General features: G+C 67.8%; 15 protein-coding genes and 1 pseudogene. 11 read left to right on the forward strand and 5 right to left on the reverse strand.

What is annotated here, in order from left to right:
• Positions 1-175 precede the first annotated feature (175 nt).
• Together AAHZ94_RS04745 and AAHZ94_RS04750 are read left to right on the forward strand one after the other, a co-directional pair.
• Positions 176-1,705 carry a helix-turn-helix domain-containing protein gene (locus AAHZ94_RS04745; protein ID WP_349990761.1) on the forward strand — a complete coding sequence of 510 codons (1,530 nt, stop codon included), beginning with the start codon at positions 176-178 and terminating at the stop codon, positions 1,703-1,705.
• A complete protein-coding gene (locus tag AAHZ94_RS04750) occupies positions 1,702-2,400 on the forward strand; it encodes an HAD family hydrolase (RefSeq protein ID WP_349990763.1) in 699 nt (232 codons plus the stop codon). Before AAHZ94_RS04745 ends, AAHZ94_RS04750 begins: the two co-directional genes overlap by 4 nt.
• A 111-nt stretch (positions 2,401-2,511) precedes the next feature.
• Here AAHZ94_RS04750 and AAHZ94_RS04755 read toward each other — a convergent pair whose 3' ends face one another.
• Positions 2,512-2,793 carry a hypothetical protein gene (locus AAHZ94_RS04755; RefSeq protein WP_349990764.1) on the reverse strand — a complete coding sequence of 94 codons (282 nt, stop codon included), beginning with the start codon at positions 2,791-2,793 and terminating at the stop codon, positions 2,512-2,514.
• A gap of 264 nt (positions 2,794-3,057) precedes the next feature.
• Between AAHZ94_RS04755 and AAHZ94_RS04760 the strand changes: the two are divergent.
• A pseudogene (locus AAHZ94_RS04760) lies at positions 3,058-3,162 on the forward strand (chaplin family protein); the annotation flags it as partial.
• Positions 3,163-3,370: 208 nt separating this feature from the next.
• Here the strand turns inward: AAHZ94_RS04760 and AAHZ94_RS04765 are convergent.
• The gene (locus tag AAHZ94_RS04765; protein ID WP_349990766.1) at positions 3,371-4,648 is read right to left on the reverse strand and encodes an IS701 family transposase; all 1,278 of its coding nucleotides are present in this window, start codon (positions 4,646-4,648) and stop codon (positions 3,371-3,373) included.
• A 230-nt stretch (positions 4,649-4,878) separates the two neighbouring features.
• Between AAHZ94_RS04765 and AAHZ94_RS04770 the strand changes: the two genes are divergently transcribed.
• The gene (locus AAHZ94_RS04770; protein ID WP_349990768.1) at positions 4,879-5,016 is read left to right on the forward strand and encodes a hypothetical protein; all 138 of its coding nucleotides are present in this window, start codon (positions 4,879-4,881) and stop codon (positions 5,014-5,016) included.
• Between the two features lie 76 nt (positions 5,017-5,092).
• Here the strand turns inward: AAHZ94_RS04770 and AAHZ94_RS04775 are convergent, their stop codons facing one another.
• Positions 5,093-5,428, reverse strand: coding sequence for a hypothetical protein (locus AAHZ94_RS04775; RefSeq protein ID WP_349990770.1), 336 nt, complete (start codon positions 5,426-5,428; stop codon positions 5,093-5,095).
• 304 nt (positions 5,429-5,732) lie between these two features.
• Here AAHZ94_RS04775 and AAHZ94_RS04780 point away from each other — a divergent pair, with 304 nt between their 5' ends.
• The 3 genes from AAHZ94_RS04780 (at position 5,733) to AAHZ94_RS04790 (ending at position 8,661) form a co-directional block, all read left to right on the forward strand.
• Positions 5,733-6,119 (forward strand): peptidase inhibitor family I36 protein, encoded by a 387-nt coding sequence (locus AAHZ94_RS04780; RefSeq protein WP_349990772.1) that lies wholly within the window; start codon positions 5,733-5,735, stop codon positions 6,117-6,119.
• Between the two features lie 470 nt (positions 6,120-6,589).
• Positions 6,590-6,760, forward strand: a complete 171-nt coding sequence (locus tag AAHZ94_RS04785) for a hypothetical protein (protein ID WP_349990773.1) — start codon at positions 6,590-6,592, stop codon at positions 6,758-6,760.
• Positions 6,761-7,296: 536 nt separating this feature from the next.
• The gene (locus AAHZ94_RS04790; RefSeq protein WP_349990775.1) at positions 7,297-8,661 is read left to right on the forward strand and encodes an eCIS core domain-containing protein; all 1,365 of its coding nucleotides are present in this window, start codon (positions 7,297-7,299) and stop codon (positions 8,659-8,661) included.
• A gap of 84 nt (positions 8,662-8,745) precedes the next feature.
• Here the strand turns inward: AAHZ94_RS04790 and AAHZ94_RS04795 are convergent, their stop codons facing one another.
• Complete coding sequence (locus AAHZ94_RS04795) at positions 8,746-9,618, reverse strand: site-specific integrase (RefSeq protein ID WP_349990777.1); 873 nt, start codon at positions 9,616-9,618, stop codon at positions 8,746-8,748.
• Here AAHZ94_RS04795 and AAHZ94_RS04800 point away from each other — a divergent pair.
• The 4 genes from AAHZ94_RS04800 (at position 9,556) to AAHZ94_RS04815 (ending at position 11,976) form a co-directional block, all read left to right on the forward strand.
• Positions 9,556-9,942 (forward strand): MaoC family dehydratase, encoded by a 387-nt coding sequence (locus AAHZ94_RS04800; RefSeq protein ID WP_349990778.1) that lies wholly within the window; start codon positions 9,556-9,558, stop codon positions 9,940-9,942. The two genes, AAHZ94_RS04795 and AAHZ94_RS04800, sit on opposite strands and share 63 nt — an antisense overlap.
• Positions 9,943-9,951: 9 nt before the next feature.
• Positions 9,952-10,857, forward strand: a complete 906-nt coding sequence (locus tag AAHZ94_RS04805) for a GNAT family N-acetyltransferase (protein WP_349990779.1) — start codon at positions 9,952-9,954, stop codon at positions 10,855-10,857.
• Positions 10,854-11,111, forward strand: a complete 258-nt coding sequence (locus AAHZ94_RS04810) for a sterol carrier protein domain-containing protein (RefSeq protein ID WP_349990781.1) — start codon at positions 10,854-10,856, stop codon at positions 11,109-11,111. Before AAHZ94_RS04805 ends, AAHZ94_RS04810 begins: the two co-directional genes overlap by 4 nt.
• A 145-nt stretch (positions 11,112-11,256) precedes the next feature.
• Positions 11,257-11,976: an NUDIX hydrolase gene (locus tag AAHZ94_RS04815; RefSeq protein WP_349990783.1), complete on the forward strand. Its 720-nt coding sequence runs from the start codon at positions 11,257-11,259 to the stop codon at positions 11,974-11,976.
• A 314-nt stretch (positions 11,977-12,290) separates the two neighbouring features.
• Here the strand turns inward: AAHZ94_RS04815 and AAHZ94_RS04820 are convergent, their stop codons facing one another.
• A complete protein-coding gene (locus AAHZ94_RS04820) occupies positions 12,291-13,463 on the reverse strand; it encodes a penicillin-binding transpeptidase domain-containing protein (protein WP_349990784.1) in 1,173 nt (390 codons plus the stop codon).
• Positions 13,464-13,521 lie beyond the last annotated feature (58 nt).

Raw genomic sequence — 13,521 nt, forward strand, 5'->3', positions numbered from 1 at the left:
TTTACTCCCCCCCCCCCCCCCTACAACCCAACCCGTTTTTCGGCGCCCTGCGCCATTTGTAAAAACCACCCAGAACGTCCGGGCGCGGCCCCGGCGGGGCCCGCGGGGGGCCCCCCCCCCCCCCCCCCGATACGAGAAGGGGGCCTAAGCTGCCGATTACCAGCACCGTCGGGTTGTGGGAAGCGGCGACGAGGCAACCATGGAGAAGACCTTCGGGCGAAAGTGCGCCAAGTGCGATCGTGCCCTGAGCCAGTACAACACCACCGCGGTGTGCGGGCCGTGCTCCCGCGCGGCCGAGAACAACGGGACACCCGCGGCCACCGGGATTCCTGACCGCGCCTGGAGGGACCCGCGCGTCCAGCAGGCCCTGGCCGCATGGGACTTCGGCGAGCTCTTACGCCTCCTGCGCCGACGGTCGGGCATGTCGCAGATGGCGCTGCGCTCCCTGACGGGCCTGACCCAGTCCTTCATCTCCGACCTGGAGCGAGGACAGAAGGAACTCCGTGGCGCCCGGGCCATCATCGACCTCTTGAACAGCCTGGGCCTTCCCGCAGACCTGCGCCCGCTGCTGCTGGCCCCGATGTCGGGAAGCAAAAGGCCCGCTTCAGCGGGAATTGACCCGGCGTTGCCGTGGACGGCGGACCGTATGGTGACGGAGTTGGAAGTCGCTGTCGGAGGGACCATGAACCGGCGAAACGTGCTGGCCCTGAGTGGGGCCGGGCTCATGCAGTACGTCCTCCAGTCCACCATCGTCCCCACGGAGGCCGCCGCCGTGACGCCGCCCGCCGACGGGCAGGCCACGGACACCCTGATCGACTCGTTGCAGACGACGACGGACGCGCTACGGCAGTTGGACGCCACCAGCGGGAGCGGCGCGCTGCTGCCCGCCGCCAAAGCACACCTGAACGTGGTGCTCAAACTGGTGAAGAACGCGGACGACGACCACACACGACGCCGGCTGGCCGCGGTCACCGCCGACACCGCCATGCAGACCGGCTGGTACACCTTCGACAGCGGCGCCCACACGGCAGGCCAGCGCATCTTCCTCGGCGCCCTACGGGCCGCACACGCCTCCGGCGACCCACGGCTGACGGCGGGCGCCCTCGCCTTCCTGGCCATCCACGCCTACTCGGTCGGCGACCCGCGCGACGCCGTCTCAGCCGCCCGCGCGGCCCGCCAGAACATCAGCGGCCACGACACGCCCGCACTGCACGCCATGCTGCTCACGCGACAGGCACGCGGGCACGCCCGGCTCCGTGAGGAACGCGAGGCCCAGGCAGCGCTGGAGGAGGCGCGCATACTCTGTGGCCGCGGCCCCGGAGAACACGACCCGCGGTGGCTGTACTGGATCAACGAAGGGGAGATCCTGGGCCAGACGGGGAGCTGCTGGCTGGACCTGGGCAAGCCCGCCCGGGCCGCGACGGCCTTCGACGCCGCCCGCGCCAGCCTGAACACCGACGAAGCCCGCACGCGAGCCCAGTTCCTCTCCCGCGCCGCCACAGCCCAGCACCGAGCAGGCGCCCCAGATGCCGGATGCGCCATCGGCCACGAGGTCATCACCCTGGCCGCCGGCATCCGCTCCGCCCGACTGGACGACCACGTACAGAAGATGCTGAGCGAATTCCGACAGCCCAACCCACCAGCGCTCACACGCGAGCTGCTGGAGCGCGGGGACACCCTCCTCGGCAAACGTGAGGTCGCATGAGACTGGTGCTGTGGGACATCGACCGCACCCTGCTCTACGTCGGCGACACCGACCGACGCGTCTACCGAGAGGTCTTCCACGACGTCGTCGGACGCCAGGCGACGCAGCTCCCCGCACGGGGAACCGGGGTGACCATGCCCCTGGCCGTACGCGAACTACTCCAGGCCAACGCAGTCCCCGACCACGAAGTGCCCGACCTCGCACACCGCATCGTCGCCCAGCTCCCCCAACGACTCGCCCACCACGAGAACGAACTACGGACCAGCGGTCGACTGATGCCGGGGGCGGTGGAAGCGCTGGCCGCCGTACGAAGCGACCCGCACCTCCTCCCCACGGTCGTCACGGGAAACCTGCGCGGCAGCGCGGAGACCAAACTGAAGGCGTTCGGGCTCGACGGATACGTGGAAGCCGAACTCGGCGCATACGCCTCCGACGACCCACACCGCCCCGCACTGGTGGCCATCGCACAGCGGCGCGCCGCAGCCGCGTACGGGCACGTGTTCAACCGGCACAACACGGTGATCGTCGGGGACTCCTTGCAGGACGTGAGCACCGGACGGGAGGGCGGCGCCCGGGTCATCGGCGTCGCGTCGGGCACCACGTCGATCGATGAACTCGCCCGCGCCGGCGCTGATCACGTGATCCACGACCTGCGGGACACACACGCGCTTCTGGAACTCGTACACGGCGCCTGAAATCGCACGGTCCTGCCGGATTCAGGGCTGTTGCGGGCCGATGCAGTGGGATTGGGCCTCCGGGGAGTATCGGAACGGGAATCAGCGGTAGCGCGCTGAGGCCGTGTCGTGTCATCCGCGGGGGCGCCTGTGGCGTTTGGGTGGGGGTTGGGCCTGAAGCCGTTCGCGGAGGTCGATCTCTTCGGGCGTGAGCGGGTCCTCGGGCCGGCGGATGCGGGCCGGCTTGGCCCACAGCGGCGCGTCGTCGTCCGCGGTGGCCTGCTCGGCCTCGGCGAGCGCGCGGTAGAGGGAGGCGACCGACGGGGACTTGCCGGTGTTCTTCCCGGTCTTGATGGTGAGTTTCTTCGCGATCTCCGGGACGGGGACGCCCTCGTCCTTGAGCGCCTGGGGCACCCCTCCTGGATGGCCGCACTTGCGGCCGGCATGAGCGCGGCGTGCTACCTGATGGTTCGGGGACATCGGTACCAGATCGTTCACCTGTGCTATTCCCCAAGGCCTCGGGTCTGGTGGCAGACACTCCCTCGATGGGCTGAATCAGCATAGAGAGATATGCACACTCGAATCTTCGCTGTCACCGCGGCACTGGCAGCGGCTTGTATCGCCGGCACCGGTGTAGCAGTTGCGGACGTTGGCTCTGCCGGCTAGGTCTCCGGCGAGACAATTGAGGTGCCGATCTACCTACCGGTACACCCCTGTGGCAGCTCGCCCGACATCGTGGACCTGCTCGAACCGGCTCCCGGCAGCCCCTGCGCCACCGGCTGACGCGATGAGCCCGTCGACCGTCATCTTCAGGCAGGTCGGTCGCCTCGGGCAGCACCACGCCGGAAGGGGTACCTGGACGCGGACCTGCGCCACCCGAAGGAAGCAGGGGCCCTAATAGGACTCCGTTAGGTCTGCCTCGGTGTTGTTGTCGTGTGTGGTCTGGTGGGCATGGGTTGTTGGCAGGTGGTGCAGATGCCTGTCCAGCACCTCAGGATGTCCTGGAGGGTGTCGAGGGTCTGGTAGAGAGTGAGGCCGGTGTGGGTGCTTTTGGGGCCAGCCGCTGTTGGGTGAGGAATGCGTGGGCGGCGGTCACGAGGGTGACGTGGTGGTGCCAGCCGGGCCAGGACCGGCCTTCGAAGTGGTCCAGGCCCAGGCCGTGTTTGAGTTCGCGGTAGTCGTGCTCGATGCGCCAGCGGACCTTGGCCAGACGGACCAGGTCGGCGATCGGGGTGTCGGCCGGCAGGCTGGACAGCCAGCAGTCTGTGGGCGCCTCGGCGCCCTTGGGCCACTCGACCAGTAGCCAGCAGTCGGGCAGGATGCCGTTCCACCAGCCCTGTTCGGTCGAGGCGGCGGTCCGGATCGGACGCTCGACGGCCTTGCCCGCGGGGCGGATGCGGACGGCGGTGAAGCGGGACCGTAACGCGCCGCGCGAGCCCTGCCGCCAGGCGAGGGAGACGAATGCTTCCTGGCCGAGGCCGGCGGCCAGGGCTGCCACCGAGGGGGCGGGTTGGCGGTAGCGGGGCTGAGGCCAGCAGCCGATGGGATCGTTACGGTCCGGGGCCACGGGCTGGGCGTCGAACGGGTGGGCACTGAGGTCCGCGCGGACGGCCAGTACATAGTCGATACCGCGGTCTGCCAGGCCGGCCCGCAGGTGGGCGGTGCCGTAGGCGGCGTCGGCCACGACAACCGTCGGGCGCATGCCCCAGTCGGCCAGCCTGTCGAGCATGTCCAGAGCCAGCCGCCACTTCTCACGGTGGGCGATCTCCGGCGGGATGCGGGTGGCGGTGCGGCGTTCGGTGTCCGCGTCCCACTCCTTGGGCAGGAACAGGCGCCACTGCAGCGGGCAGGAGGCGGTTTCGCTGGCGGCGTGCACGCTCATCGCGACCTGGCAATTGGCGCGTTTGCCCAGGGCCCCGCAGTACTGCGGGGCCACGGCGACCGACATTCTTCCGTCCTTGGGCAGTGGCACGTCGTCGATCACCCAGGCCATCGGGGCGATCAGCGGCAGCATGCGTTCGCAGATCCGCCGCTGTACCGGCACCGGATCCCAGGTCGACTGGTTCACGAACTGCTGCAGGTTCTGCTCGTTGCCGTCCGGCAGCCTCCAGGCCATGGCCTGGACCGACTTGCGGCGGCCATCCAGCATCAATCCCCGCAGATAGCAGTCGCCCTTGGCTCGCTGGTCCTTGCGCGGCACCGAGGCGAACACATCAGCCACGCACAACGCCAACTTCACCCGGACACGGTTCACTTCATGTGCGTCCATCGACCCAACATGCCTAGGAACAGGCCGAACCGGAAAACCTAACGGAGTCCTACTAAGGCCTGTCTGACGAATGATCATTTGTCAGACAGGCCTTAGTCTCGACTGACCCTGCTCGGACACCAGGGAACAAGTAACCCAGGTCGATGGCAGGGGGCGAGTGTGTGACAGGACTGGTCGCCGGAATGAGTTGTTGGCGAGCTGGACGCTGGTGGAAGGTGACTGGAAGCTCGGTGGCTCCCTCACCCGCGCGATCCGCCGGGATCCTGATCGCCCAGCAGTACGACTGGATGGTCAAGTACGCCACTGCCCTGCGACTGGGCTCTACGGACTACGCAGAGCAGGTCATCCGCAACCGGGAGACGGCGTAGGCCGCCGGCACCCTCCCGTACGCTGCGGGCCCGGCAGATCGCCTGCCGGCCCCGCAGCGTGCTCGCTACTTCCCATTCAGGTCGGCCCCGGGATCCCAGGCCCCTGGGGTCGTCTCCCCAGGTTGAGCCCGGCGCCGCCGGGGCTATCGTCCGCGACGCGCCGCACGGTTTGCACCGTGGACACGGATAGGAGCCCGGGGCGCCGTTGCGGGAGGTTGGTGGCGGTGCTGAGGTCGTAGCCGTAAGCCTGGTTCGAGGAGAGGTTCCCGAACCCATAGTCCTCGGCGCTCGTGGTCGAATTCACTTCGTCCACCGAGGCGGTGGTCCCGTAGTAGCTGTCGGCCTGCGCAGTGGTGGTGGTGACCGTAGCGAAGGCGACGGCTCCCAGAAGCGCAGCGGTGATGCGGCGCATGAAGTCTCTCTTCTCTCGTGCGGTCCGCCACGTACGCCTGGACGTGGCGGGTGCCAGGCAATCTGATTCCGCATCAGAGCAGGCCAGCGAGCACACAGTGCAGTGACGCGCCGGAAATGCAGAGCGCTGCCATCGCCCCGGCTTTCGGTGCCGGGCGGGCACAGCCGAGCGTTCTTCGACTACTTCCGCGCGCTCCGGCGCGGCGCCCGTTCGGAACAAAGAGTCATGAAATAATGACTTTGGGTTACAACGCCTGCTCGGGAACACCCATTCCCGCAGAGCTCACTGCACGAAGGAGGAAAAAATGAAGGCAAGGAATCTCGCAACCATCGCAACTGCCGCCGTCGGGGCGCTCGTCCTGACCACCTCTCCGGCCGCCGCGCTGGCGTACGTCACGCCGGGCCAAGGGCTCAGTCCGTGTCCGAGTGGATCCGTGTGCGCCTACCTCAACTACGACCTCAACGAGAGCGGCTCGAACGACATCCTGGTCACCGACCAGAGTCTCCCCGACCTGCACCCCTACGGCTTCGGAGACGTCGCGAGTTCCTACTACAACCACACCAGCCACTACGTGACGTTCTACGACCACGGTGACTACCAGGGCGCGGAGAAGACCGTCGCACCGGGCGCACACGCCAACTTCACGGGGAACTGGAACGATGACCTGTCGTCCCTGAAGATCCTCCCCTGAGCGAGAGCCGCCACCGGTACCAGGAAACCCGAAGTCGGCCGGAACCCGCTGCTTCGGGCACCACTCGTAGGATCTGCGCGAGCACGACTGCGGCCGAACCCGCCCTCGCCGAGGAACACCGCGGCGACGTCGAGACGGTCACCCGCAACCGGGGACGGCGTAGCGCCTGGTTGAGCCAGCTGTGGCTGCATGGAGAGGGAGTCACCCAAATTTGGGTGACTCCCCCTCGCGACGTTCGCTCACCTCGTGACGCAGCGACGATCCCGGGGGACAGGCACCCTGTCGCCGGTTCTCTGCGGCCCCGGACCTGCGCCGCCGGACAGGTAGACCAGGGGCGCGGTATGTCGACTGCTTCCTTCGGGTGGCGCGGGTCCGCGTCCGGGTGACCCTTCCGGCGTAGTGCTGCCCGAGGCGATCGGGCGAGGAAGGCGTGAGGGCGCACACACTCCCCATCATAGGAGAGGCCGCCCATGCGCAAGATCATCTATGCTGCTGTGTCCCTCGCTTCGGCCGCCCTGCTTACCGCCGGAACGGACCAGATTGGTACTGATGGCGGCCTCGCGTTCTGCGGTCCCAACGCTTTGATTGTGTCTTCCTGCCCCGCGGGGCTCTCCGTCTCCAGCGGCACAGAATTCGACTGAGCTGAGAGCCAGGTCCTCGTCGCCCAAGGTGCTGCAAAGAGCTCGGGTGTCCTTGCGTCCCGGGCGCGCGGTGGACTGCTTCTTCCGCACGGCCGGCACGCAGCCCGGCGGTACAGGCCTCCGGTACTGGTGGGCTCTCGTATTCAACTGTCGCCAGTTCCCCGGGGGACCCAGCCCGCTGGTGACCTTCCGTGATCTCCGGCGGCGTATCGGCTCCAGGTGCCGCTGGGCGGGGATCGCGGGGAGGTCGTGGCCGCTGTCGAGCGGCTGGCAGCGGGTGAGGAACTGGCGGTGCACGGAGGGGACGGCGGTGACGCGCAGGGGTGTAGCCCTGGCCGCGCCGTACGGTCACCCCTTGGTCGAGCGCGGCCCGCTCGGTGGGGTCCAGCTCGGTGGTGGGAAGAGGTCGGCGACCTTGCCGCGCACGGAGAGTGCCCAGGGTGTGCACTCGCTGCCCTGCTCCGCTGCGACGGTGCCTGGTAAAAGTGGTAGCGGGCATCCGCGTGACGCGAGTGCCGCGGCGAAGGGAAACACTTGTGCACGAGCGCACGAAGAACCCGCGAAGCAACACGATGTCGCGCACGGCGTCCAATAGCCGGACCGGTGTTGCCCGGCCGTCCTCCCCGGATCAGGGGTTCCGGGCGGACGCACCGATGACTCCGGAGAGGGCTCTGTTCCTCCAGACCACTGTCGGCAACGCAGCGGTCGCCCAGATGATCCAGCAACAGCGGCTCGCCCACCGTCCCTCTGGCAGCGGACGGGATACCGCGACCGGCATGGAAGCCGAGACCGAGGCCGGACCGGTGCAGCGGTCCGCCGTGCACGACGTTCTGCGCTCCCCGGGCCAGCCGTTGGCCGAACCGGTGCGCACCGAGATGGAATCGCGACTGGGGGAAGACTTCCGTGCCGTGCGCGTCCACGACGACGCCCCGGCCGCCCGATCCGCGGCTGAGATCGGGGCCCGCGCTTTTACCTCGGGCGAGCACGTTGTGCTCGGCCGCGGAGGCTCGGACGACCACACCCTCGCTCATGAACTGACTCACGTGATCCAGCAGCGGCGCGGCCTGGTGGCAGGTACCGAGATCGGACCGGGTCTCGGGGTGTCGAATCCCTCCGACCGCTTCGAGCGCGCAGCCGAGGCGAACGCCAGAGAGGCCCTGCGTCGCCCGCTGTCCGCGCCGGTGGCCCGGCCCTTCCCGGGGGCCGGCCCCGTGCCGCTCGGAGGCGTGCGGACGGGGAAACACTCGCAGGCGCCGGTCCAGCGCGCCCCCGCAGCGGCCACCACTGCTGCGCCGGTCGCGACGCGGTGCGTCTTCACGCACATGCCGCTGAAGGATGAGGAGGGCCCGTGCGGCGGCTTCGTACGCGTGCGGGCTTTGAGCGTCGACCTGCCTCAGCAGGGTGTGATCATCCAGGAGGTCAACCGGGTCCTTGCCGTGGAACGGTGGGACGGGAAGGCATGGTCCGCCTTGCCGAGAACGTCCATCGACGCCTATGTCACGGCGAAGGACTCGTCCGTACATGCCGCTATCGACCGCTATTGGGAGTTATGGATGGTCGACGCGCAAGGCAATGTCTCCGACGGAGCGGAGGACACCTTCCAGCTGCCCTCCATTATCCCGGGAGGCAGAGGAAACAAACAGATAGACACCACGCGGGGGAGCTACACGATCACGGGAAACGCGTTGTTCTATCCCACCGCTGCGACGCCGGACACTCTGGGATTCACTAAGGGCGGGGTTGAGGTCGCCGGAGACCTGCACAGCACCCTCTCCGACCCATCGGAGGCCATCGCGGCCAGGGGACTCACCGCCACCGGCCAGCCGGTGCGCTGCGAGGTTAACGTCAGATGGGACAGCGCTAAGGGAACTGACAGATGGTCGGAGGTCCTCATGTCTTGAGCCGAGCGGGCGCTGGGCGCTCGTCGAAACGAGGCTCAGGCCGGCCGCGATGGTATAGGGGTTGATACTGGTGCGCTCTCGTATTCAGCTGTCGCTGGTTCCCCGAGGAACCCAGCCCGCTGGTGACCTTGTGTGGTCCCCAGGGGCGTATCGGCTCCAGGTTCCGCCGGTCTCGTTGCGGAGGCGGCTGGTGGTCTTGTCGTGGTAGCCGAGAGCGTCCGCGACGACGGGGCCGGGCAGTTCGAGGAGCTGCTGGCGGATTGCGGCGCCGCAGGCAGCGGCGGCCGGGACCCCGATCTCGTTCAGGAGTGCGGACAGGTGGTCGGGGCGGGCCGGCTGTCCTGCCCGGCGGCCGGGGAAGAGCCAGGGGGATGCCGGGTTGGTGGCGGTGTTCATGTTGTCGCGATTGTCGATGTAACTCAGCAACAGCTCAGCGACCGGCGCGGGAACGGGCGAGGCCGGCTCTCCGAGCCGTAGCAGCACGGTGTCGCCGTCGCGGATGACGTCGTCGACGCTGAGCCGGACGATGCGGCTCACGGGTTGGGCATCAAGGCGCTCGTCTTCGCTCAGTGCGGCCCGGCGGGAGGTCTTCATCGTGGGGATGGAGAGCGAGCCTCGACGGCGGCTCCGCATGGCCCAGTTGAGGAAGGCTCTCAAGCAGGTGCGGGTGTGTTCGGCGTCGATGTCGATCTGGCCGCATGACGCGAGGGTGCTGTTCCGCTCGCCCAGCCATTGCAGGAACGAGGTCGTGTGCTTGACCTGTTCGGCGGCGAAGCGGCGAATGCTGGGTGTGATGTGGCTCCTCTCGGCGCGGGTCCGCAGCCGGGGAAGGATGTGCCAGGTCGCGAAGAGCCTGATCGTCTTGGAGCGCTCGGGGCCGGCGATGCCGGTCAGGTGGCTGGGAAGCCAGCGCTGGAAGGAGCAGAGGTACTTGTCGACGCCCACTACAGCAGCCAAACCCCGTGGGGCCGCATCCTGGTCTGCTCCGGCGTCACACTCAACCTCGTGGCGGGCATGACCGTACGCAGCATCAGCGGACTGCCCACCGCCAACCTCGCCCTCGACCGCGTGCGGTTCACCGCACCTGTCTATATCGGCGACACCCTGTACGCCGAGACGAAGATCCTCACCCGCCGGGCATCCCAAAGCCGACCCGACACCGGCGTCATCACCTGCCGCACCACTGCCCACAACCAACACATCACCAACGTTCTCACCTTCACCCGCACCTTCCTCATCCCCCTGGACGCCGATGCCGCCCGCGACGCCACCCACTACTGAAGGCGAGCCATGCACCAGCAGTTGACCTTCACATCAGCCGATGACGGCCTGTGGGAGCAATACGACCAACTCGCCACCCGCGCCTACGGCCACCCCATCAGCGACATCACCCACCTACGCGAACACGCCGACCTCCACGTCGCCATCCGCGGACACCGGGTCATCGCCGGCGGCCTCGGCCTCCTCCTCGACCAGTTCTTCGGTGGCAACCCCGTCCCCAGTGCTTGCCTCGGCGACGGATGCGTGGCCCCTGAGGAACGCGGCGAACACCTGGCCACCGCCATGACCGCCGCACGACTACGTCCCCTGGCCGAACGCGGGGCGGTGGTCTCCACGATCAGCACCTCCTCCACCGGCTACGCCCGCCACCTCGGCTGGGAAGCCCCCACCCAAGTCCTCGCCTGGACAGTGGCCACCGACGACCTCCAACGCTCTTTCACTGACACCGACTTCGAGGTCCAGCACGGACTGACCAACGAAACCGAATCCCTTCAACGCCGCCTCGCCCGCCACTGGAACGGCCCCCTCCACCGACCCACCTGGTGGAACGAGTGGAAGCACGACAAGAGCAACCTCACCAGCTACCGCTTCGCCCGGCCTGGCCACCCAACAGCCGGCCTCCTGAGCCTCACCACCCAACGGCACGAGCGACACGGGATGAACCTGACTGTTCACGACTTCTGGGCCGACAGCCAGCCCACCGCAGTCGCCATGCTCGCCTTCCTTGGCCGCCACAACACCCGCGCCCGCACCACAACCTTCCGACGCGGCGGCCTCCCGCCCTCCTCCACGGCCTACGCCACCACCGCACCACCGCTGACGCCTGGCACCCCTGGATGCTCCGAATCCTCAACCTCCCCACCGCCACCCAACGCCGGGGATGGCCTCCCGACCTCACCACCGCCATACCGATGAAAGTCGAAGACGATGCGGGCGGATCGAACCGATGGATGCTCACCATCAAATCCGGAACGGCCGAATGCACACCCACCCGCATCACCGAACAGGTCACCCTCACCCGCCGCCAACTCGCGGTCTGGTACGCGGGCGGCTACCGATCCGCCACTTCAGCACGCATGGCCGGAGTCCACGCAACATCGGAAGAAGCACTCACCACCCTCGTCCACAGCACAACCCGCCACGAGCCTTGGCTACCTGACCACTTCTAACGAGGACGCTACCGGCAAGGCCCTCGAACACAGCACCGTCATGAGGGCCCACCCACAGGCAGAACTCGCGGCGGTCGAATGGCGCACCGCCGCTCCACGATGCGGGGCGACCCCCGTACGCCCTCGGGACTGGAACACTACCTCCGTGAGTATTGAACTCTTCGACGTCGAGCATCTCGTGGTGTCCGAAGCGCCGGAACCGCCCTTGACGCCCCACGATGCCGAGGCCCGAGACCGAGTGTGGGACAGGGCGGTTCAGGACAACCCTGCCCTGTGGGATGGCCCCGTGGTGGCATGCGGGGGACTGGAGCAGCCCGGACCGCGCACCCTGCATCTGTCCTGGGTCCGCGTGACCTACCGGCACTACGCTCTACGCCGCGTCCCCGGAGCCACCGCACTCCCCTCGTTGTTCGTGAACACCATCCAACCGACTGACGACGGCCGCATGCTGGTGGTCAGAATGTCCCCGTCCACGGCTGCCCCCGGTCGCTGGCAGTTGCCAGGAGGCTCAGTGGAACCTCCCCTCAACGAAACGCTGCTGGACGAGGCAACTCTGGCCGGCCAAGCCGCGCGCGAGCTCACCGAAGAGGTAGGCATCAGCGTCTCCGCCCAAGACCTGCGCCTATGGTGCGCCACCCGCGGCGAGAACAACAGCATCGGCCTGACCTACCTCGCCCCACCCCACCCTGAAACAACGCTGCTCGAAGCTTTCACCGAAGCAACAACAGCCGAGCAGAACCAAGGGAACGAACCTGAACTCGACCGCATCGTTCTCGTGCGTACATCAGACGACCTGACAGGGCTGAACGGCCCACACGCGGACTACCTGTCGCCCATCACCACTCGCTTTCTCACCTGCCACTGAATGGGCGCAACCGAGGCCCACTAACCAGGGCATCGATGCGCGGTCTCACTCGCCGCGGAGAATCACTTTGATGGTGGGGGCGGGACCTACGTCACGATGAACTCGGCTTGCAGGGGGCTCGCCGTTCAGGCTCGGCACGCTGATCGGCCACGCAGTACTCAATGCTGGCTAGTACTCCAGCCGGACTTCTTCATTCGTGCTGGGTAACGGCTGGTTGCAGCAGCGCGGCGGGAGGGGATGCGCGGATGGTGTCCGCTCGCGAAGCCTGATCACAACCGTCACGCAGGCTGTCCTCAGCACCGCCGCAAGCCTCCTCAGGAAAGCGCCTCGGTCATCGCCGCCGTGACACGGGCGGCCGTGGCTGCGTCCGAGGTTGTCACGCGGACCGCGAGTGCGACGGTGTCGCCCTTCTCGGTCCGGGCATAGGCGAGGGACCAGGAGGATGGGGTTCCGTCACCGGCGTCGGTCGGCGCCCATTCCTTCTTCCCCCGCACCGCGGGGAGCAGCAGGCCCGCCGTGGCTGCCGGGACGCTCTGCGTGACCAGCCCCTCCTCGTCCTCGGCAACCAGGTGCGGGCCCTTCAGCAGGCCACGGTTGGCGAGGGCCGCCGTCACCCTGGCCAGTTGGAGCGGGGTGACGGTGATGTCCCCGTTGCTGTAGCTCCCGTACCTGCTCTCTGTAACCCGGTTCGGGACCAAAAGCTCGTCATCGCCGAAGCCGAACGCGGCTGCGGTATCGCGCAGTTTTTCCTCGCCCAGTTCCGTGGCCAGCTTTGCGATGTTCTCGTCGCAGGACCTGGCCAGGGCCTCACGGATGGTGGCGTTCGCGCACTCACCCGAGCCGCCATGCGTGGGCTCGTCCACCGTGTCGTACAGGCCGTGGTCCAGAGCCGCCGCGGCTATCACGATGTCGAAGGTCTCGCTGGGCGCGGTCGCCTCGCGCAGTGCCCGGTTGAGCATGGGCATATTCTTGTCGTCGCCCGCCTTCCGCCAGGCATCTTGGTCCTTGGGAAAGTTGCCGCTGAACGCCGCCGGGTCGTAGGAAGGCGTGCTCACGACAGCCAGCAGTGCCCCTGTCCTGGCATTGAGCGCGACCGCCGCCCCACGCCGCTCACCGAGCGCCTCGAAGGCTGCCTTCTGCACCTCCGGATCAATGGTGGTTTCTACGTCGCCCTTGCGGTGGGTCAAGGTGTCCTCGTAGATGGACTCCAGCCCCGCGGCGCCGAAGGCGAGCGACCGATAGCCGGTCACGGGTGCATACAACGCGCCTTCTGTGTAGGTGCGTTGATACGGAATCTTCTTGTTCCCGCTCGGCTTGGACCCTGTGACGGGCCTGCCGGCGACGAGAATGTCGCCGTACCCGCCAGCGGTGTTACCCGAACTCGGCTTCACCTTGCTCTCGGTGGGCGAGTCCGTGCCACCAGCACAACCGGCCAGCAGCACGAGGAGCCAGGGCGCGACAAGGGAACGCTTGATGAGTGACGGCATGATCACACTCTAGACAGCACCGCGGTCGGCGGGGTGGAGAAGTCCGGCTGGAGTACTA

This window comes from Streptomyces sp. HSW2009 (genome assembly GCF_040240285.1).
Lineage (GTDB): Bacteria > Actinomycetota > Actinomycetes > Streptomycetales > Streptomycetaceae > Streptomyces.

What these genes read in the sequence shown, in the direction of transcription:
- AAHZ94_RS04750 (WP_349990763.1), top strand. Translation starts at nt 1,702, where the DNA reads ATGAGACTGGTGCTGTGGGACATCGACCGCACCCTGCTCTACGTCGGC.
- AAHZ94_RS04765 (WP_349990766.1), bottom strand. Translation starts at nt 4,648, where the DNA reads ATGGACGCACATGAAGTGAACCGTGTCCGGGTGAAGTTGGCGTTGTGC.
- AAHZ94_RS04775 (WP_349990770.1), bottom strand. Translation starts at nt 5,428, where the DNA reads ATGCGCCGCATCACCGCTGCGCTTCTGGGAGCCGTCGCCTTCGCTACG.
- AAHZ94_RS04780 (WP_349990772.1), top strand. Translation starts at nt 5,733, where the DNA reads ATGAAGGCAAGGAATCTCGCAACCATCGCAACTGCCGCCGTCGGGGCG.
- AAHZ94_RS04785 (WP_349990773.1), top strand. Translation starts at nt 6,590, where the DNA reads ATGCGCAAGATCATCTATGCTGCTGTGTCCCTCGCTTCGGCCGCCCTG.
- AAHZ94_RS04805 (WP_349990779.1), top strand. Translation starts at nt 9,952, where the DNA reads ATGCACCAGCAGTTGACCTTCACATCAGCCGATGACGGCCTGTGGGAG.
- AAHZ94_RS04810 (WP_349990781.1), top strand. Translation starts at nt 10,854, where the DNA reads ATGAAAGTCGAAGACGATGCGGGCGGATCGAACCGATGGATGCTCACC.
- AAHZ94_RS04820 (WP_349990784.1), bottom strand. Translation starts at nt 13,463, where the DNA reads ATGCCGTCACTCATCAAGCGTTCCCTTGTCGCGCCCTGGCTCCTCGTG.